This window comes from Pseudomonas sp. TE3910 (genome assembly GCF_056279025.1).
Genome location: NZ_JBWBQN010000001.1, coordinates 2,428,019 through 2,444,356, shown reverse-complemented (window position 1 = coordinate 2,444,356; position 16,338 = coordinate 2,428,019). Strand labels below are relative to the sequence as shown.

The 16,338-nt window shown below is 61.4% G+C and carries 18 protein-coding genes and 1 pseudogene; 11 read left to right on the top strand and 8 right to left on the bottom strand.

The window, feature by feature from the left end; genetic code table 11:
* Positions 1 to 89: 89 nt before the first annotated feature.
* Together ACZ9H3_RS11065 and ACZ9H3_RS11060 are read right to left on the bottom strand one after the other, a co-directional pair.
* Positions 90 to 686, bottom strand: a complete 597-nt coding sequence (locus tag ACZ9H3_RS11065) for a superoxide dismutase (RefSeq protein WP_065761069.1) — start codon at positions 684 to 686, stop codon at positions 90 to 92.
* 190 nt (positions 687 to 876) lie between these two features.
* On the bottom strand, positions 877 to 1,476 hold the full coding sequence (locus ACZ9H3_RS11060; RefSeq protein WP_065761068.1) for a LysE/ArgO family amino acid transporter: 600 nt from the start codon (positions 1,474 to 1,476) through the stop codon (positions 877 to 879).
* Between the two features lie 134 nt (positions 1,477 to 1,610).
* Between ACZ9H3_RS11060 and ACZ9H3_RS11055 the strand changes: the two genes are divergently transcribed.
* From ACZ9H3_RS11055 to ACZ9H3_RS11045, 3 genes are all read left to right on the top strand, one after another.
* Positions 1,611 to 2,501: a LysR family transcriptional regulator ArgP gene (locus ACZ9H3_RS11055; RefSeq protein WP_099775696.1), complete on the top strand. Its 891-nt coding sequence runs from the start codon at positions 1,611 to 1,613 to the stop codon at positions 2,499 to 2,501.
* Between the two features lie 49 nt (positions 2,502 to 2,550).
* Complete coding sequence (locus ACZ9H3_RS11050; protein ID WP_065761066.1) at positions 2,551 to 3,546, top strand: NAD-dependent epimerase/dehydratase family protein; 996 nt, start codon at positions 2,551 to 2,553, stop codon at positions 3,544 to 3,546.
* 88 nt (positions 3,547 to 3,634) lie between these two features.
* Positions 3,635 to 4,456: an ATPase gene (locus ACZ9H3_RS11045; RefSeq protein WP_102052615.1), complete on the top strand. Its 822-nt coding sequence runs from the start codon at positions 3,635 to 3,637 to the stop codon at positions 4,454 to 4,456.
* Positions 4,457 to 4,563: 107 nt separating this feature from the next.
* Here ACZ9H3_RS11045 and ACZ9H3_RS11040 read toward each other — a convergent pair whose 3' ends face one another.
* From ACZ9H3_RS11040 to ACZ9H3_RS11030, 3 genes are read right to left on the bottom strand one after another with little or no spacing between them, the layout of a single operon-like run.
* A complete protein-coding gene (locus ACZ9H3_RS11040) occupies positions 4,564 to 5,613 on the bottom strand; it encodes an alkene reductase (protein WP_099775694.1) in 1,050 nt (349 codons plus the stop codon).
* Between the two features lie 20 nt (positions 5,614 to 5,633).
* Positions 5,634 to 6,803 carry an MFS transporter gene (locus tag ACZ9H3_RS11035; protein ID WP_099775693.1) on the bottom strand — a complete coding sequence of 390 codons (1,170 nt, stop codon included), beginning with the start codon at positions 6,801 to 6,803 and terminating at the stop codon, positions 5,634 to 5,636.
* A gap of 13 nt (positions 6,804 to 6,816) precedes the next feature.
* Entirely contained in the window at positions 6,817 to 7,119 is a 303-nt protein-coding gene (locus tag ACZ9H3_RS11030) for an ArsR/SmtB family transcription factor (protein ID WP_065761062.1), read from the bottom strand.
* Positions 7,120 to 7,272: 153 nt separating this feature from the next.
* Here ACZ9H3_RS11030 and ACZ9H3_RS11025 point away from each other — a divergent pair, with 153 nt between their 5' ends.
* Positions 7,273 to 7,848, top strand: a complete 576-nt coding sequence (locus ACZ9H3_RS11025) for an acyl carrier protein phosphodiesterase (protein ID WP_476220750.1) — start codon at positions 7,273 to 7,275, stop codon at positions 7,846 to 7,848.
* Here ACZ9H3_RS11025 and ACZ9H3_RS11020 read toward each other — a convergent pair.
* Together ACZ9H3_RS11020 and olsB are read right to left on the bottom strand one after the other, a co-directional pair.
* Positions 7,845 to 8,630 (bottom strand): lysophospholipid acyltransferase family protein, encoded by a 786-nt coding sequence (locus ACZ9H3_RS11020; protein WP_099775691.1) that lies wholly within the window; start codon positions 8,628 to 8,630, stop codon positions 7,845 to 7,847. The two genes, ACZ9H3_RS11025 and ACZ9H3_RS11020, sit on opposite strands and share 4 nt — an antisense overlap.
* A complete protein-coding gene (gene olsB / locus ACZ9H3_RS11015; protein ID WP_065761059.1) occupies positions 8,630 to 9,385 on the bottom strand; it encodes an L-ornithine N(alpha)-acyltransferase in 756 nt (251 codons plus the stop codon). The genes ACZ9H3_RS11020 and olsB overlap by 1 nt, the downstream gene beginning before the upstream one ends.
* Before the next feature lie 134 nt (positions 9,386 to 9,519).
* Here olsB and ACZ9H3_RS11010 point away from each other — a divergent pair, with 134 nt between their 5' ends.
* The 7 genes and pseudogenes from ACZ9H3_RS11010 (at position 9,520) to ACZ9H3_RS10980 (ending at position 14,605) form a co-directional block, all read left to right on the top strand.
* On the top strand, positions 9,520 to 10,407 hold the full coding sequence (locus ACZ9H3_RS11010) for an acyl-CoA dehydrogenase middle domain-containing protein (protein ID WP_476220748.1): 888 nt from the start codon (positions 9,520 to 9,522) through the stop codon (positions 10,405 to 10,407).
* Positions 10,408 to 10,451: 44 nt separating this feature from the next.
* The gene (locus tag ACZ9H3_RS11005) at positions 10,452 to 11,540 is read left to right on the top strand and encodes a serine hydrolase domain-containing protein (protein WP_476220747.1); all 1,089 of its coding nucleotides are present in this window, start codon (positions 10,452 to 10,454) and stop codon (positions 11,538 to 11,540) included.
* Positions 11,537 to 11,833 (top strand): amidase, encoded by a 297-nt coding sequence (locus tag ACZ9H3_RS11000; RefSeq protein WP_330523041.1) that lies wholly within the window; start codon positions 11,537 to 11,539, stop codon positions 11,831 to 11,833. Before ACZ9H3_RS11005 ends, ACZ9H3_RS11000 begins: the two co-directional genes overlap by 4 nt.
* A 45-nt stretch (positions 11,834 to 11,878) precedes the next feature.
* Positions 11,879 to 12,460, top strand: a complete 582-nt coding sequence (locus ACZ9H3_RS10995; protein ID WP_099775687.1) for a YceI family protein — start codon at positions 11,879 to 11,881, stop codon at positions 12,458 to 12,460.
* Between the two features lies 1 nt (position 12,461).
* Positions 12,462 to 13,620, top strand: a pseudogene (locus tag ACZ9H3_RS10990) (phospholipase D-like domain-containing protein).
* 96 nt (positions 13,621 to 13,716) lie between these two features.
* Positions 13,717 to 14,298, top strand: a complete 582-nt coding sequence (locus tag ACZ9H3_RS10985; protein ID WP_099775685.1) for a DJ-1/PfpI family protein — start codon at positions 13,717 to 13,719, stop codon at positions 14,296 to 14,298.
* Positions 14,299 to 14,308: 10 nt separating this feature from the next.
* Positions 14,309 to 14,605 carry a ribbon-helix-helix domain-containing protein gene (locus ACZ9H3_RS10980; protein WP_099775684.1) on the top strand — a complete coding sequence of 99 codons (297 nt, stop codon included), beginning with the start codon at positions 14,309 to 14,311 and terminating at the stop codon, positions 14,603 to 14,605.
* Positions 14,606 to 14,650: 45 nt separating this feature from the next.
* Here the strand turns inward: ACZ9H3_RS10980 and ACZ9H3_RS10975 are convergent, their stop codons facing one another.
* On the bottom strand, positions 14,651 to 16,174 hold the full coding sequence (locus ACZ9H3_RS10975) for a fumarate hydratase (RefSeq protein ID WP_099775683.1): 1,524 nt from the start codon (positions 16,172 to 16,174) through the stop codon (positions 14,651 to 14,653).
* Positions 16,175 to 16,338: the final 164 nt, after the last annotated feature.

Below are 16,338 nucleotides of genomic sequence, written 5' to 3'. Positions count from 1 at the left end.
CGCGGTATCGGTCTACGGCAAGCGCGCAGAGCGGTAGAGTGTGCGAAAAAAAACCCGGCCAGGCCGGGTTTTTTTCAAAGCAGTTGCATTCAGGCAGTGAAGGTTTTGCCTTCGAACTGCTCGGCAACGAACTTCCAGTTAACCAGGTTCCAGAACGCCTCGACGTACTTTGGACGCAGGTTACGGTAGTCGATGTAGTAGGCGTGCTCCCAGACGTCGCAGGTCAGCAGCGGGGTGTCGCCGTTGGTCAGCGGGTTGCCGGCGCCGATGGTGCTGGCCAGAGCCAGGGAACCGTCAGCTTTCTTCACCAGCCAGCCCCAGCCCGAACCGAAGGTGCCGACGGAGGTCTTGGTGAACTCTTCCTTGAACTTGTCGAAAGAGCCAAACGCAGCGTTGATGGCGTCAGCCAGGGCGCCCGTTGGCTGGCCGCCGGCGTTTGGTGCCAGGCAGTTCCAGTAGAAGGTGTGGTTCCAGACCTGAGCGGCGTTGTTGAAGATACCGCCCGAAGAGGTCTTGACGATCTCTTCCAGGGTCTTGCCTTCGAACTCGGTGCCAGGCACCAGGTTGTTCAGGTTCACGACGTAGGTGTTGTGGTGCTTGTCGTGGTGGAACTCCAGGGTTTCCTTGGAGATGTGCGGCTGCAGGGCGTCGTGGGCGTAAGGCAGCGGCGGCAGTTCAAAAGCCATGGTGATTCTCCTAATCAGGTCTGTTGCGGTGAGCGCAAGGCCGATCACGGGCGGCCGGAAGTGCATCGGCGAGTCTGTACTCTTTGCGACGCAGGGTCCGGATCATAGCACCGGACCCCAGGCTTAACCACGCAACAAGTGTGTGGGAAAGAGGTTCCAGAGCCTTCTTCCGGTTTTAAGCGATGTTGTCTCAGCCCAGGATCAGTTGAGCGGCCACCGCAAACATCATGACCGCCACCATGAGGTCGAGCATCCGCCAGGTATTCGGCCGGGCCAACCAGGGCGCGAGCCAGGCGGCGCCCAGTGCGAGGGTAAAAAACCACAGTGCCGAGGCACTGGCCGCACCGGCCACGTAGGCGCCGGGCATGGTTTGCTGAGCGCCGAGCGAGCCAATCAACAGCACGGTGTCCAGGTACACATGCGGGTTGAGCAGGGTGACAGCCAGGGCGCTGAGCAGTACTGCCTGGCGCGAGCGTTGTCCTTGGCCTTCGGCGTGTTGCAGGCTTTGCTGCGAACAGGCACGTATCAGCGCTTTGCTGGCGTACCAGATCAGGAAGACCGCGCCGCCCCAGCGGGCGATTGCCAGCAGCGTGGGGTTCTGGGCCAGCACCGTCGCCAGGCCGAAGACGCCAGCGGCCACCAGGATTGCGTCACACAAAACGCACAGCATGGCCACCGGCAGGTGATGTTCACGGCGCAGGCTTTGGGCGAGAACGAAGGCGTTCTGGGCGCCGATCGCCATGATCAGGCCAAAGGCGACCAACAAGCCGTTTAGATAACTTTGCCACATAGGAAGAACTCCACAGACGACTGCCGTTGCCCCTCTTCAGGCCACGCAGCAGATATAAAGAAGATGCTGGTGATTCTGGGCAAAACAGCTGTATAAGAAAAACAAATAAAGCTGATCTGGCATTAGGAAAAATAATGTTCGATTACAAATTGCTCTCGGCCCTTGCTGCGGTGGTCGAACAGGCGGGCTTTGAGCGTGCCGCGCAGGTGCTGGGTTTATCGCAGTCGGCCATCTCGCAGCGGATCAAGTTGCTTGAGGCCCGGGTGGGCCAGCCGGTGCTGATCAGGGCCACACCGCCGGGCCCGACCGAGATCGGTCGGCGTCTACTCAACCACGTACAGCAGGTGCGGCTGTTGGAGCGCGATCTGCAACGGCAGGTACCAGCATTGGACGAGGAGGGCATGCCCGAGCGTCTGCGTATTGCTTTGAACGCCGACAGCCTGGCGACCTGGTGGGCGGCAGCAGTGGGTGAGTTCTGTGCTGAGCAACGCCTGTTGCTGGACATGGTGGTGGAAGATCAGGACGTCGGGCTCAAGCGCATGCGGGCCGGTGAGGTAGCCGCCTGCCTATGTGGCAGCGAGCGGCCGGTGGCCGGTGCACGCAGCTTGTTGTTGGGTGCCATGCGTTACCGGGCGTTGGCGAGCCCGGCGTTCATGGCGCGTCATTTTGCCAATGGCTTTGAGGTCACGCGGTTATCACGCACGCCTGCATTGGTGTTCGGCCCGGACGATTTCCTGCAGCACCGCTACCTGGCGTCGCTGGGGGTCCAGGAGGGGTTTATGCACCACTTGTGCCCGTCCTCGGAGGGGTTTCTACGGATGACCGAGGCCGGTCTTGGCTGGGGGCTGGTGCCCGAGTTGCAGGTGCGCGAACAGCTTGCATCGGGTCGTCTGGTAGAAATACTTCCTGATACCCCTATCGATGTGCCGTTGTACTGGCATCATTGGCGCAACGGCGGGCAATTGCTTGGGCAACTGACTGAGCATCTTGCGACGACAAGCCGGCAGTGGCTGGTGCCGTTGTAGGCGCGACTCGCGTCTGCAGCATCTGAGATATTTCTAAGCGGAGTGGTTCATGCGAATTCTGGTCACCGGCGCAAGCGGCTTTATTGGCGGGCGCTTTGCGCGCCATGCGCTTGAGCAAGGCCTGGATGTCAGGGTCAACGGCCGACGCGCTGAGGGTGTTGAGCACTTGGTACGTCGTGGTGCGCAGTTCATTGCTGGCGATCTGGGTGATCCTGAACTGGCCCGGCGCTTGTGCCAAGGTGTCGATGCCGTTGTGCATTGTGCGGGTGCAGTGGGGCACTGGGGGCGCTATCAAGACTTCCATCAGGGCAATGTGGTGGTCACCGAGAACGTCGTTGAAGCCTGTCTGAAGGAGCATGTCCGACGCCTGGTGCACCTGTCATCCCCGTCGATTTACTTCGATGGTCGGTCGCACATGGGGATCACCGAAGATCAGGTGCCTCGACGCTTCCATGATCATTATGCGAGTACCAAGTTTCTTGCTGAGCAAAAGGTCTTCGGGGCGCAAGAGTTTGGCCTCGAGGTACTGGCCCTGCGTCCGCGCTTTGTCACCGGTGCCGGGGACGTCAGCATTTTCCCGCGGCTGCTGCAGATGCAGCGCAAGGGGCGCCTGGCCATTGTGGGCAATGGCCTGAACAAGGTCGATTTCACCAGTGTGCAGAACCTCAACGAGGCGTTGTTCAGCGCCTTGCATGTTGGTGATGAGGCGCTGGGCAAGGCGTACAACATCAGCAACGGGCAGCCGCTGCCCATCTGGGACGTGATCAATTATGTCATGCGGCAGATGCAGGTGCCGCAGGTGACACGCTACCGCTCGTTCGGCCTGGCATACAGCCTGGCGGCGTTGAATGAAGGGGCTTGCCTGCTATGGCCTGGTCGCCCCCAGCCGACCCTGTCGCGCCTGGGCATGCAGGTCATGAACAAGGACTTCACGCTGGACATCAGCCGAGCCAGGCATTTGCTTGACTACCGTCCGACGGTCAGCCTTTGGACGGCGCTGGATGAATTTTGTGGTTGGTGGAAAGCACAGCACATCGGCCACTGAACCGATCGGTTCGCAGGTGGTCGATCAGTGCGGCCCTCGGGCGGTTTATACTAATGCTCATTTGCTATCACGGCGGTTGAAGGTACCCATGCGTAACGATGCCCATGACGATTTCGATGATGTCCCAAGCCTGAGGGCCGAGGCGCGTGATCACGACGACTTCACGCCGGCTGCTCAGCCGCACGCCGGTGTGCGTCAGCCTGCCCGCAAGGGCGGTGCAACAGGCCCGCTCTGGGCGTTGCTGGGGGCGTCCTTCATTACGCTTGCCGGGCTCGGCTGGTGGAGTTTCCAGCAAATCTCATTGATGGAGCAGCAGCTGGTTGCCACCCAGGAGAGTTTTGCGCGTATCAGCGAAGATGCAGCGGGGCGCCTGCAGGCGATCAGTGGCAAGGTCGCTGCCAGTGAGTCCAGCGTGACCACTGGCAGCGAAGCGCTGAAGTTGCAGATCAAGCAACTGCAGGCCAGTCTGGCTGAGCAACACAAGCAGCAGCAGGGTGTCGCCGGTCAGCAGGGTGATTTGGGCAAGCGTCTGGAGCAGGCACTGGCACAGGCCAGTGAGCAGCAGGCAGCCAATGCTCAGGTGCAAGCCCAGCTCAAGGCAGTTACGGCCGAATTGGCTGCCTTGAAGGCTGCTCAGGCCGAGTCTGACAAGCTCGATGCTCAGCTCAAGGGCTTGTCGGCTGAAGTCGCGGCGCTGAAGAAGCAAGGTAATCCAAACGCGGCGATTGAGCGTCTGGAGCAAGACTTGATTGTGCTCAAAAGCGAGCAGGAACACCGCCCGGCAGCGAGTGCAGGCGCGGGGGCGTCTACGGCTGAATTCGATGCTTTCCGTGGCCAGGTGACACGGAACATCAATACGCTGCAAAGCCAGATACAGAACCTGCAGCAGCAGATCAACGCGCGGCCTTGAGGCCGCGGTTGAACGGATCATCTGCCTGCGCCCCTTGCCCTTGTGTGGGCGGTTGCCGCTGCTGGGGCGCGGGGTGCCTTGATCGCAGGCAGCTTCCGTATTGTTAACTACATCCGTGGGTAGTCGATGTACCCGACCGGGCCCTTGCCATAGAAGGTTTCCGGGTGGGGTTCATTCCACGGTGCATCGGCTTTCAGGCGCGCGGGCAGGTCCGGGTTGGCAATGAATGGAATGCCAAAGGCCACTGCATCTGCCTTGCCGCTGGCCAAGGCTGCGCTGGCAGAGGCTTTGTCAAAGCGCTCATTGACGATGTAAGGACCACCGAACGCGGCTTTGATCAACGGGCCGATGCTGTCATCAGCCTCTTTTTCCCGTGAGCAAATGAAGGCGATACCCCGTTTGCCCAGCTCGCGGGCGACATAGGTGAAGGTTTCGGCACGGTTCGCGTCGCCCATGTCATGGGCATCGGCGCGTGGCGCCAGGTGCATGCCGACACGTTCTGCCCCCCAGACCTCGATCACTGCATCGGTGACTTCCAGCATCAACCGTGCGCGGTTTTCCAGTGAGCCGCCGTACTGGTCGGTACGCTGGTTGGTGCTGCTCTGCAGGAACTGGTCGAGCAGGTAGCCATTCGCACCATGGATCTCGACGCCGTCGAAGCCTGCCGCCTTGGCATTCTCGGCACCGGTACGATAGGCCTCGATGATGTCGGCAATCTCTGCGGTCTCCAGCGCTCGAGGGGTCGGAAACTCGCTGATTGGCCGTACCAGGCTGACATGGCCTTTGGGTTGAATGGCGCTCGGTGCCACCGGTGCTTCACCATTCAGGTAGCTGGGGTGGGAAATGCGTCCGACATGCCACAGCTGCAGGAAGATCCGACCGCCGGCCGCATGTACGGCCTTGGTGATTTGGGTCCAGCCACGGACCTGATCATTGGACCAGATACCGGGTGTGTCCGGGTAGCCGACGCCCATGGGCGTCACTGAGGTGGCTTCACTGAGGATCAGCCCGGCGCTGGCCCGCTGCACGTAGTACTCCGCCATCAGCGCATTGGGTACGCGGCCTTCGTCCGCCCGGCAGCGGGTCAGCGGAGCCATGATGATACGGTTCGGCAATTGCAGATCGCCGAGGGTAATGGGGTCGAAAAGCGTCGTCATTTACGTAGACCTCGTTGCAATCAGTGGGTGGCAGGTGCCAGTTCGGCGTTGTCGCCGTTCTGGCGGAAAGTAATCAGGGTGACGATCAGGGCCATAACCGCCAGTGCGGCAGCAGCCAGCGGCACACGGGTCAGCCCCAGGCCTTGGTCGATGACCGTGCCACCGACCCAGGCGCCGAGCGCATTGCCCAGGTTGAAGGCGCCGATGTTCAGGGTCGATACCAGGTTTGGCGCGGCCTTGCCGAAGCTCACTACGTTGACCTGCAAGGCCGGTACGGCGGCGAAAGCGGCGGTGGCCCAGAGAAACAGGGTGATTTCGGCAGGGATCAAGGCGGTGCTGGTCCAGGACAGCGCCGTGCTGATCAGCGCCATGGCTGCAAACACGCCCACGAGGGTGGCCGCCAAACGGCGATCAGCCAGTTTGCCGCCCAGAACATTGCCTACGGTCAGGCCCAGGCCGATCAGCAGCAGGGTCCAGGTCACGCCTCGCGGGCTGACGCCGGTGACATCACCGAGCAGCGGTGCGACGTAGGTGAAGAGGGCAAACATCGACGCGGAGAACAGTACGGTCATCGACAGCGAAAGCCAGATACCCGCACCTTTGAGCGCTGCCATTTCCGAGCGCATGTCGAGTTTTTCTTCATCATGCTTGTTGGGCAAGAAGCGGATCAGACCAAACAAGGCGACGACACCGATCAGGGTCACGGCCCAGAAGGTCGAGCGCCAGCCCGCTACCTGGCCCAACGCTGTGCCCAGGGGCACGCCGAGGACGTTGGCCAGTGTCAGGCCGGTAAACATCAAGGCCACAGCCGACGCGCGACGATTGGCCGGTACAAGGTTCGCCGCCACTACCGAGCCGATACCAAAGAACGCGCCATGGCAAAGGGCGGTGACCACACGGGCGAACATCAGCACGTTGTAATCACTGGCCAGTGCGCACAGCAGGTTACCGATGATGAAAATACCCATAAGGGCAACCAGGGCTGCCTTGCGTGGCAACCTGGCGGTGGCCAGAGCCATGAACGGTGCGCCGATTGCCACGCCCAGGGCGTAGCCGGTGACCAGCCAGCCAGCGCCGGGAATCGAGACGCCCAGGTCGGCAGCGACATCGGGCAGCAGGCCCATGATGACGAATTCGGTGGTGCCGATAGCAAACGCGCTCAGCGCCAGTATCAGTAAGGGAAGGGGCATGCGAAGGTCCTTGTCAGAGCTCTTGGCTCATTTGCTTGAGGAACGCCTGAATGGTGTCCTCGTTGCGTTTGAAGAAATGCCACTGCCCGATCTTCTGGCTGCTGATCAGCCCGGCGCGTTGCAGGGTTGCCAGGTGCGCCGACACGGTTGACTGCGACAACCCGCAGCGTTGATCGATCTGCCCTGCGCAGACACCGTATTCGGTGCTGTGCTGCTGATCGGGAAACTGTACGTGTGGGTCTTTCAGCCAGTTGAGGATTTCTCGCCGTACTGGATGGGCCAGGGCTTTTATTATTTCGTCGAGATCAAGGGTCATGGTGGTGGCTCATGAGGGGTAACGGTATATCGCGATGCAGCGAAATATAAATCGGTATTTCGCGATATACAAATATGAAGAGGTTCTTAGCACTGCGTAAATCGATATATCGGGTTATAACGATACGTGCAGGCCAGGTGCTAAACTGCGCGCATGAACTACCTTGCACATCTCCATCTTGGCGGCCAGCAGCCCGAGCAATTGCTCGGCAGCCTGTATGGCGACTTCGTCAAAGGGCCGCTGGACGGTCGCTTTTCGCTGTCGCTGGAAGCGGCTATCCGTCTGCACCGACAGATCGATGTATTCACTGACAGTCACCCCGTGGTGCATGAGTCGCTGGGACGGTTTCCACGTGAGCGTCGGCGCTATGCGGGGATCATTCTTGATGTGTTCTTCGACCATTGCCTGGCCCGGGACTGGCTTGATTATGCCGATCAGCCGTTGACGCAGTTTACTCACCGGGTCTATCGGGTGCTGGCCGAGCAGCCGGTGTTGCCGGGTCGCCTGGCGCAGATAGCCCCTTACATGGCGGCTGACGACTGGCTGGGTTCATACCGTGAGTTCGCGGTGCTGGAGCGCGTGCTCAAGGGCATTTCCCGACGGCTGTCGCGCCCCGAGGGGCTCGACGGTGCCTGGGAGGAAGTGCAAGCGTTGTACGAGCCTTTGCAGGAAGACTTTCGGCTGTTCTACCCGCAGTTACAGGCCTTCGCACAGAAAGCCCTGCGTTAAGCCGCTTTGGCCCGCCGTTGCGGCATGGCCTCTGGGGGCTGACCGTACAGCGCGCGATGCACGGCCTGCTGAGCGTTCAGGGCCAGTACGGCGCGCTCCTGATCATGGCTGGCGATGGGCTCAAGCAGGTGAATTTCGACCTCGGCGCGTTCATGGCTGAACAGGCGCAGCAGGTGCGAGAGCAGGTCATCATCGCCGATAAAGGGGGCGATGGCGTCTGCTTCGCCATTGCGCAGGTAGCGCAACGCGACCGGTTGCACTGGCACGCCGGTATCGATGGCGCTGGCCAACAAACGGCCGTGAAACGTGCGCAGGCTGCGCCCATCGGTGGTGGTGCCTTCCGGGAATATCAGCAGGTCGCACTGTTGTTGCAGGTGCTGGCTGATCTGCTTGCGCAGCAGTTGGCTGTCGCCGCCTCCGCGACGGATGAACAGTGTGCCCGCCTTGTGCGCCAGCCAACCGGCTACAGGCCAGGTGCGTACTTCGGCCTTGGACAGGAACGCCAGTGGCGTGATCATGCCGAGCAACGGAATGTCCGTCCAAGACACATGATTACTCACCCACAGCATGGGTTGTTGCGGCAGGTTGCCCACCACCGTGACCTTGAAGGGCAGGGCATTGCTCAACTGGCGCATGAACAGCTGAGACCAGCGTTGCCGGCGCTGTAGCGAGGGATTCAGGCGAAGGCGTTCGTAAAGGCTGAACAGGCTTGCCATGCTCAGCCCGAGCAGAACCACCAGCAACAGGCGCAGAACGCGTCCCTGGACGCGCAGGCGCCGCATCAGACGGCCGCCTTGAAGTGGCGAGCGTAGCGCGGGCAGAGGTTGTCGCGCTTGAGCAGGATGAACACGTCGGCGACCTGAAACGCCTCGTCCCAGCAGGGTTCGCCACAGATCTTAGCCCCCAGGCGCATATAGGCCTTGAGTAGCGGCGGCATTTCGGCGATGACATTGCCTGGCAGGGCCAGGTTCGGCAGTGGCGTTTTCGGCTCTGCGCGCAGGTGCTCGTTACACAGGTAGCGCTCGCGCAGGCGCTGCATGATGGCATGGGCCTGAACGCCACCATCCTGCATGGGAATACTGGCGCAACCCATCAGGTAGCTATAGTTGCCTTCGTTGAGCACTTCAGCCAACTCGCTCCACAGTACGGCGATGGTGCCGCCATTGCGGTAGGCCGGGTCGACGCAGGTTCGACCCAGTTCCAGGATCGGGCCATGCAGATGGCCGAGGCCGTGCAGGCTGAATTCTTCTTCACTGTAAAAGCGGCCCAGCGTACTGGCTGCCTGATGGTCAAGCAGTCGGGTGGTGGCCACCAGGCGCCCGCTGGTCAGGTCGCGTACACCGATATGCTGACAGTGAGGGTCGTAGTCATCCATGTCCAGGCCGTGTTCTGCACCGTTTAGCTTGGCCTTGAATTCACTGCTGAACACGTTGAAGCGCAGGGCCTGTGCTTCTTGCAGGGCCTCTGGGCCGACCAGACGTTCGGCTTGCAGACGGCGTTCAGTGCTGTTGTCGCCAGAGCGAGCGATCTGAGTCATTGCGAGTCTCCATAAGCCAGCCATGGGGTTGCGGCCGGTCGACTTTGTTGTGCAAAGTCAGCCTAGGTAGACGTGGTGTCACCTCGGTGAATGATTGGTGATGCTTCTATGACAGCCTTCTAAGGAGTCCCTCAATGGTCTGGCTGGAACGACTCAACCACATGCCGTCTCAACCGCTGTTGGCGACGTTGGGTGAGACTTACAGTGTGTTGCTCGAGCGGCTTGGCACCTGCAGCCCGTTCGAGTTGGCAATCCTGGGTGGACGGTCGATGCCGACCCCGGGCTTGGCCTTTTTGCTCGGTTATCAGGCCGCGTTGCGGGTTCTCTGGCCCAGTGCACCGCAGAGCCTTGGTGCCTTGTGTGCCAGCGAGCGACGCAGTGTGCGCCCGGCCGACATGCAAACCCGGCTTGATGAGCTGCGCCTGAGTGGCAGCAAGGATTTTGTCACCGCCGGGCTGGATGCCGACTGGCTGTTGGTGGCCGCCCGCAGCGAGGCAGAGGGGCAATCACCGCGCTTGAGCCTGGCCGTGGTTTACCCCGGCGAGCCAGGCGTCCGTTTGGAGCCTTTGCCAGCGTTACCGTTGATGCCGGAAGTCGGGCATGCCCGGCTGCACCTTGAGCAGGCGCTGTGCGAACGTCTGGCCGGGGATGGCTGGGATGCCTATGTCAAACCCTTTCGTACCCTCGAAGACCTCTATGTGCTCAGCGCTCTGTGTGCCTGGCTGTATGGCGTTGGCCTGGTTAGCGGATGGCCGCAGAGCCTGCAGCTACGCCTGATCAGTCTGCTTGCCGGCTGTGCCGAGGGCAGTCGGCTGTGTGCGGATACGGTGGCTTGTCACCTGCTACTGGGCGGGCTGTTTGCCCAGTTCGCGGGCTTGCGAGAGGAGATCAACCGTGCGTTGCTGGCCAGCAATGGGCAGTGGGCCACCCTCTGGCAGCGCGATCAGGGCGTTCTTGATATCGCCAGTGCTGCACGGGCCAAGCGCCTGGCCAAGGCCTGCGCCGCTGCGGGATTGTCATAGAACCGGAGTAGTCTGGGGCGGATCGACTGTCTTGAGGTCCGGCCATGGGCAAGGCTGTGCTGCTGATCATTGCATTGAGCGTGTTTGCGCTGGAGGGCCGTGCAGCAGAGATCTGGCCCGATTCGGACTGGGCTTCGACAAGCCCGCCGGCAGGCCCCGCGTTGCAGGCACTGGAGGCGTACGCGTTTGCGCCGCGCAGCAGTCAAGGCCGTGAGGGCGTACGCACGGATGCTTTGCTGGTCGTCCAGGACGGGCGCATCGTGTATGAGCGCTACGTGGCGCCGACGTCGGCGCAGACACGCCATTTGACCTGGTCGATCAGCAAGAGCGTGCTGGCGACGGCGCTCGGCGTTGCCTACGGCCAGGGGCGTTTCAGTCTGCAAGATCCGGTGGCGCGCTATTACGCACCGATGCAGGCTCACCCGGAGGTGCGCATTGAAGACCTGCTGCACTGGGCCAGCGGTCTTGAGTGGCAAGAGGACTATGAGTACGCGCCGCTCAACTCTTCGGTCGTGGCCATGCTCTATACCCGAGGGCGCGCGGATATGGCCGCCTACGCCGCCAGCCGTGCCCGTGCTGCCGGCCCCGGTGAGCGTTTTCTCTACTCCAGTGGCGACAGTAACCTGTTGGCGGCGGCGCTGCGTGGCATGGTCGATAGTGAGGATTATGCCTGGCAAGCCCTGTTCCAGCCGTTGGGGATCACTCAGGCAACCTGGGAACGGGATGCCAGCGGTACGTTGGTCGGCTCCTCTTACCTGTACCTGAATGCCCGTGACTTGGCCCGCATTGGTTTGCTGATGTTGCGTGATGGGCGCTGGCAGGGGCAGCCGTTGCTGCCGCCTGAATGGGTGGCGTTCAACCGCCAGCCGTTTACAGCGGCGAGCGCAGCGCCGGGCGAAGCAACACCCGGTGGCCACTGGTGGTTGAATACGCCTGTTGCAGGCAGCACCAGGCCCTGGCCGGATGCGCCCGCCGAGACGTTTGCCGCCTTGGGGCATTGGGGTCAGGCACTCTACGTGTTGCCCGCTCAGAAACTGGTGATCGTGCGCTACGCGGATGATCGCGATGGGCGCTATCAACATAACGAACTCCTCAAGCGGGCCCTCGCGGCTTTCGCGGGAGAACAACCGTGAAACGTGTGTTGCTGGTGCTGCTGATTAGCGCGTGCGCCTGGGCCGGGTGGGAGCGGGAGGCCTTGCTGGCGTTTCCTGGTGTGCTGAGTGCCTACTCTGCCAAGGAATACTGCTCCTGCCGTTACGTAATGGCATTTTCTGCCGAGTATTGCCGTGGATATGTTCAGCAGTACCTGCCATTGAGTACGCTGCGCGATGAGCCGTCTTTGCACTTGGTCAGCGCTACAGGGTTGGGGCGTAGCAATCGTGCCGTGTGGGAAGGGCCGAGGCAGGGCTGTCGCTTGCTGCCATGAGGGTGTGCAGGTAAGGTTGGCGGCTACTGTGCCTATGGATTTCACATGTTCAAATCGTCCCGCCTTTTCTTCGCTCTGCTCGCAGCGTTGGCCTTGCCGGCCCAGGCTAATTGGTACCTGGACAACGAGTCGTCGCGGCTGTCGTTTATTACCAACAAGAATGGTGATGTCACCGAAGTCCATCGTTTTCTGGTGTTGCATGGCAAGGTCGATAGCAAAGGCGCGGCTGAGTTGCAGATCGAAATGGACTCGGTCAATAGCGGTATACCACTGCGTGATGAGCGCATGCGCAAAGACCTGTTCGAGGTCGCCCGTTTCCCCGATGCACTGATTCGTGCCCAGCTTGACCTGCGTCCGATCAATGACCTGGCCAATGGTGCTCAGTTGGAGTTGCGTTTGCCGGTGACGGTCAGCCTGCATGGCAAGGAGCATAGTTACAGTGCTCAACTGCTGGCGACTCGGCTTGATGAGCGGCGCTTTCAGGTGGTAACGCTTGAGCCGCTGATGCTGCGGGCTGAAGAGTTCGACCTGGCACCGGGCCTGGATGCCTTGCGCAAGGTCGCCGGGCTGCAGTCCATCAGCCTGTCAGTTCCGGTGGGTGCGGTGCTGATTTTCACGGCGCGCTGAGATGGCCGGGGCGGTCTTTCCCTGGCGCGGGGGTAACCAGTTCGAGTTACTGATCGACGGCCCCGAATTTTTCCCCCGGATGCTCACCGCCATCGTTCGTGCCCAGTATCAGGTAGACCTGGAGCTCTACCTGGTGGAGGCCGGTGCCTGCGCCGAGGCGATGGTGTCGGCGCTGGTTCAGGCAGCAGAGCGCGGTGTGCACGTACGCTGCCTGTTCGATGCTTACGGATCGTTGGCGTTTACGCTGAGCTTGCGCCAGCGACTGCTGGCGGCCGGTGTCGAGTTACGCTTTTACAACCGGCTGAGCTGGCGCCGTGGTGTGCGCAACCTGTACCGCGATCACCGCAAGTTGCTGCTGGTGGATCAGTCTTGGGCGGTCGTCGGCGGTACGGGTGTCACGGATCAATTCTGGACCCCAGGTGAAGAGGTCAGCGAGTGGCATGAGGTCATGGTCGAGATGCGCGGGCCGCTGCTGGCGGACTGGCAGATGCTGTTCGACCGGCAGTGGCGAGCCAACTTGCGCCGCACAGCCTGGCGCCCGCCGACTCATTTTGGTTTGCCACGGGTGCCTCGGGTACCGCCAGAGGGCAAAGGGCAGGGGCGTGTGGCCTATGCCGATGCCCGGCAGCACCGCGATATTCTGCAATCGCTGGTGCGCGCACTGAACAGTGGGCAGCGTCGGGTCTGGTTGGCGACACCTTACTTTCTGCCGACCTGGAAAGTGCGTCGTTCATTGCGTCGGGCGGCTTCACGGGGCGTCGATGTGCGCCTGCTATTGACGGGGCCGCGTACCGATCATCCGTCGGTGCGCTATGCCGGCCATCGCTATTACCCCCGGCTGTTGCGTGCCGGGGTGAAGATCTTTGAGTACCAGCCCTGCTTCCTCGCATTTGAAAATGGTGCTGATTGACGATTGGGTGAGCATCGGCTCGTGCAACTTTGACCATTGGAACCTGCATTTCAACCTCGAAGCCAACCTTGAGGCGCTTGACCCGCCGTTGACCGCAGCAGTGGCCGCCAGCTTCGAGCGAGACTTCGCCCAGAGCACGGTCATTGACCTTGAGCGTTGGCACGCCCGGCCCTGGTGGAAGCGGGTTCAGCAGCGGATGTGGAGCTGGCTGGATCGTCTGGTGGTCAACCTGTTGAATCTGCGCGACTGAACGACTCTCGCTGTAGTACCAGACTATTACCCGCCGTTGGCTGGGGAGGGCTATTGTGATGGAGAACTTTTCCCCTGTGCCCAAGGAGTCAGCGAAATGGCCGCGAAGAAAATCCTGATGCTGGTCGGCGATTACGTCGAAGATTATGAAGTGATGGTGCCGTTCCAGGCATTATCGATGGTCGGCCATACCGTGCACGCCGTGTGCCCGGGCAAGGCCGCGGGGCAGACGGTACGCACGGCAATCCATGATTTCGAGGGTGACCAGACCTACAGCGAGAAGCCGGGGCACAATTTTGCCCTGAATTTCGACTTCGCCAAGGTACGTGCCGAAGACTACGACGCACTGGTGATTCCGGGTGGGCGGGCACCGGAGTACCTGCGCCTGAATGAGCAGGTGTTGCAACTGGTCAAGGCCATCGATCAGGCGGGCAAGCCGATTGCGGCTGTCTGCCACGGCGCCCAACTGCTCGCCGCTGCGGGCGTACTGGCAGGCCGCGAGTGCAGCGCCTACCCGGCGTGTGCACCGGAAGTGCGCTTGGCGGGTGGTCAGTATGTCGACATCGAAGTGACTCAGGCCCATGTTCAGGGCAACCTGGCCACGGCGCCTGCGTGGCCGGCACACCCGGCGTGGCTGGCCGGTTTCCTGGGCTTGCTCGGCACCCGGATCACACTCTGAAGGAGGCGGTATGTGCGAGCTCTACGTGAAGGCCGATCCCATCCTGTATGAGTCGCGCAGCCGCTCTTTGCGCATTCGCGGGGTCGTGACCACGGTGCGGCTTGAGAACCAGTGTTGGGATGTGTTGCAGGAGATCGCCGAGGTCGATGGGATGACCGTCAACCAGTTGATCACGAAGTTGTATGAAGAAGTGATGGCATACCGCGGCGAGGTCGTGAATTTCGCCTCGTTCCTGCGGGTGAGCTGCATTCGTTACCTGAGCCAGCGTCAGGTAGCGCAGCCGGTGTCGTTGCGCGTCGTGGGATAAAACGCTGCGGCGATGAGACCCGGCTGGGCCTCATCGCCGTGCAGGTTACTTCACTTCTACTGCCAGGCTCTCGGCGATCTTGTGTTGCCAGATCGCTGGACCGGTGATGTGAACCGACTCACCTTTGCTGTCGACCGCAACGGTAACAGGCATGTCCTTGACCTCGAACTCGTAGATCGCTTCCATGCCCAGTTCGGCGAAGGCCAGCACCTTGGACTTCTTGATCGCCTGGGCGACCAGGTAAGCCGCGCCGCCGACCGCCATCAGGTAGACAGCCTTGTTGTCCTTGATCGCCTCGATTGCAGTCGGGCCGCGCTCGGACTTGCCGATCATGCCCAACAGGCCGGTTTGCTCAAGGATCTGACGGGTGAACTTGTCCATCCGCGTCGCGGTGGTCGGGCCGGCTGGGCCAACGACTTCGTCACCAACCGGGTCGACTGGGCCTACGTAGTAGATGAAACGGCCCTTGAGGTCTACTGGCAGCGCCTCACCCTTGTTCAGCATCTCGACCATGCGCTTGTGCGCAGCGTCGCGACCGGTGAGCATCTTGCCGTTGAGCAGGATGGTTTCGCCCGGCTTCCAGCTTTGAACGTCTTCCGGGGTCAGGGTGTCGAGGTCGACACGGCGAGCCGATGGGCCGGCTTCCCAGACGATTTCCGGGTAGGCGTCCAGCGACGGCGCTTCCAGCTCTGCCGGGCCCGAGCCGTCGAGCACGAAGTGCGCGTGACGGGTTGCGGCGCAGTTCGGGATCATGCACACCGGCAGCGACGCGGCGTGGGTCGGGTAATCCATGATCTTGACGTCGAGTACAGTGGTCAGGCCGCCAAGGCCCTGGGCACCGATGCCCAGTTGGTTGACCTTCTCGAACAGTTCCAGGCGCAGTTCCTCGATACGGTTCTGCGGGCCGCGGGCTTTGAGCTCATGGATGTCGATGGACTCCATCAGTACTTCCTTGGCCATGACCGCAGCTTTCTCGGCGGTACCGCCGATGCCAATGCCGAGCATGCCAGGTGGGCACCAGCCAGCACCCATGGTCGGAACGGTCTTCAGCACCCAGTCAACGATCGAGTCGGACGGGTTGAGCATCGCCATCTTCGATTTGTTCTCGGAGCCGCCGCCCTTGGCTGCCACATCCACTTCCACGGTGTTGCCGGGAACGATGGAGTAGTGAATCACCGCCGGGGTGTTGTCCTTGGTGTTCTTGCGAGCACCAGCCGGGTCGGCCAGGATCGAAGCACGCAGGACGTTCTCCGGCAGGTTGTAGGCGCGACGGACGCCTTCGTTGATCATGTCGTCCAGGCTCATGGTGGCGCCATCCCAGCGCACGTCCATACCGACGCGCACAAATACGGTGACGATGCCGGTGTCCTGGCAAATTGGCCGGTGGCCTGTGGCGCACATGCGCGAGTTGATCAGGATCTGGGCGATGGAGTCACGGGCTGCCGGCGACTCTTCGCGCAGGTAGGCCTCGTGCATCGCCTGGATGAAGTCCACGGGGTGGTAATAGGAAATGAACTGCAGGGCGTCGGCAACGCTCTGAATCAGGTCGTCTTGCTTGATCACGGTCATGCAGCGCGCTCCTCTTAAAGACGGGAACATTCAATAAGGAGTTTCGACGCAAACGGGCTGTCGAAACGACTTTCAAGGCGCGCCGACTGGAGCTGGCGACGCAAAAAAGGCGCCGCAGTATAGCGTGCATCGGCAGTCGATACACGTTTGTGTCGTGCAACAAA

Excerpts from the sequence above, each read along its gene's own strand:
- ACZ9H3_RS10980 (WP_099775684.1), top strand. The coding sequence starts at position 14,309 with ATGTGCGAGCTCTACGTGAAGGCCGATCCCATCCTGTATGAGTCGCGC.
- olsB (WP_065761059.1), bottom strand. The coding sequence starts at position 9,385 with ATGACTCAGATCGCTCGCTCTGGCGACAACAGCACTGAACGCCGTCTG.
- ACZ9H3_RS11065 (WP_065761069.1), bottom strand. The coding sequence starts at position 686 with ATGGCTTTTGAACTGCCGCCGCTGCCTTACGCCCACGACGCCCTGCAG.
- ACZ9H3_RS11025 (WP_476220750.1), top strand. The coding sequence starts at position 7,273 with ATGAACTACCTTGCACATCTCCATCTTGGCGGCCAGCAGCCCGAGCAA.
- ACZ9H3_RS11040 (WP_099775694.1), bottom strand. The coding sequence starts at position 5,613 with ATGACGACGCTTTTCGACCCCATTACCCTCGGCGATCTGCAATTGCCG.
- ACZ9H3_RS11020 (WP_099775691.1), bottom strand. The coding sequence starts at position 8,630 with ATGCGGCGCCTGCGCGTCCAGGGACGCGTTCTGCGCCTGTTGCTGGTG.
- ACZ9H3_RS11045 (WP_102052615.1), top strand. The coding sequence starts at position 3,635 with ATGCGTAACGATGCCCATGACGATTTCGATGATGTCCCAAGCCTGAGG.
- ACZ9H3_RS11005 (WP_476220747.1), top strand. The coding sequence starts at position 10,452 with ATGGGCAAGGCTGTGCTGCTGATCATTGCATTGAGCGTGTTTGCGCTG.
- ACZ9H3_RS10975 (WP_099775683.1), bottom strand. The coding sequence starts at position 16,174 with ATGACCGTGATCAAGCAAGACGACCTGATTCAGAGCGTTGCCGACGCC.
- ACZ9H3_RS11060 (WP_065761068.1), bottom strand. The coding sequence starts at position 1,476 with ATGTGGCAAAGTTATCTAAACGGCTTGTTGGTCGCCTTTGGCCTGATC.
- ACZ9H3_RS11050 (WP_065761066.1), top strand. The coding sequence starts at position 2,551 with ATGCGAATTCTGGTCACCGGCGCAAGCGGCTTTATTGGCGGGCGCTTT.
- ACZ9H3_RS11055 (WP_099775696.1), top strand. The coding sequence starts at position 1,611 with ATGTTCGATTACAAATTGCTCTCGGCCCTTGCTGCGGTGGTCGAACAG.
- ACZ9H3_RS11010 (WP_476220748.1), top strand. The coding sequence starts at position 9,520 with ATGGTCTGGCTGGAACGACTCAACCACATGCCGTCTCAACCGCTGTTG.
- ACZ9H3_RS10985 (WP_099775685.1), top strand. The coding sequence starts at position 13,717 with ATGGCCGCGAAGAAAATCCTGATGCTGGTCGGCGATTACGTCGAAGAT.
- ACZ9H3_RS10995 (WP_099775687.1), top strand. The coding sequence starts at position 11,879 with ATGTTCAAATCGTCCCGCCTTTTCTTCGCTCTGCTCGCAGCGTTGGCC.
- ACZ9H3_RS11035 (WP_099775693.1), bottom strand. The coding sequence starts at position 6,803 with ATGCCCCTTCCCTTACTGATACTGGCGCTGAGCGCGTTTGCTATCGGC.
- ACZ9H3_RS11030 (WP_065761062.1), bottom strand. The coding sequence starts at position 7,119 with ATGACCCTTGATCTCGACGAAATAATAAAAGCCCTGGCCCATCCAGTA.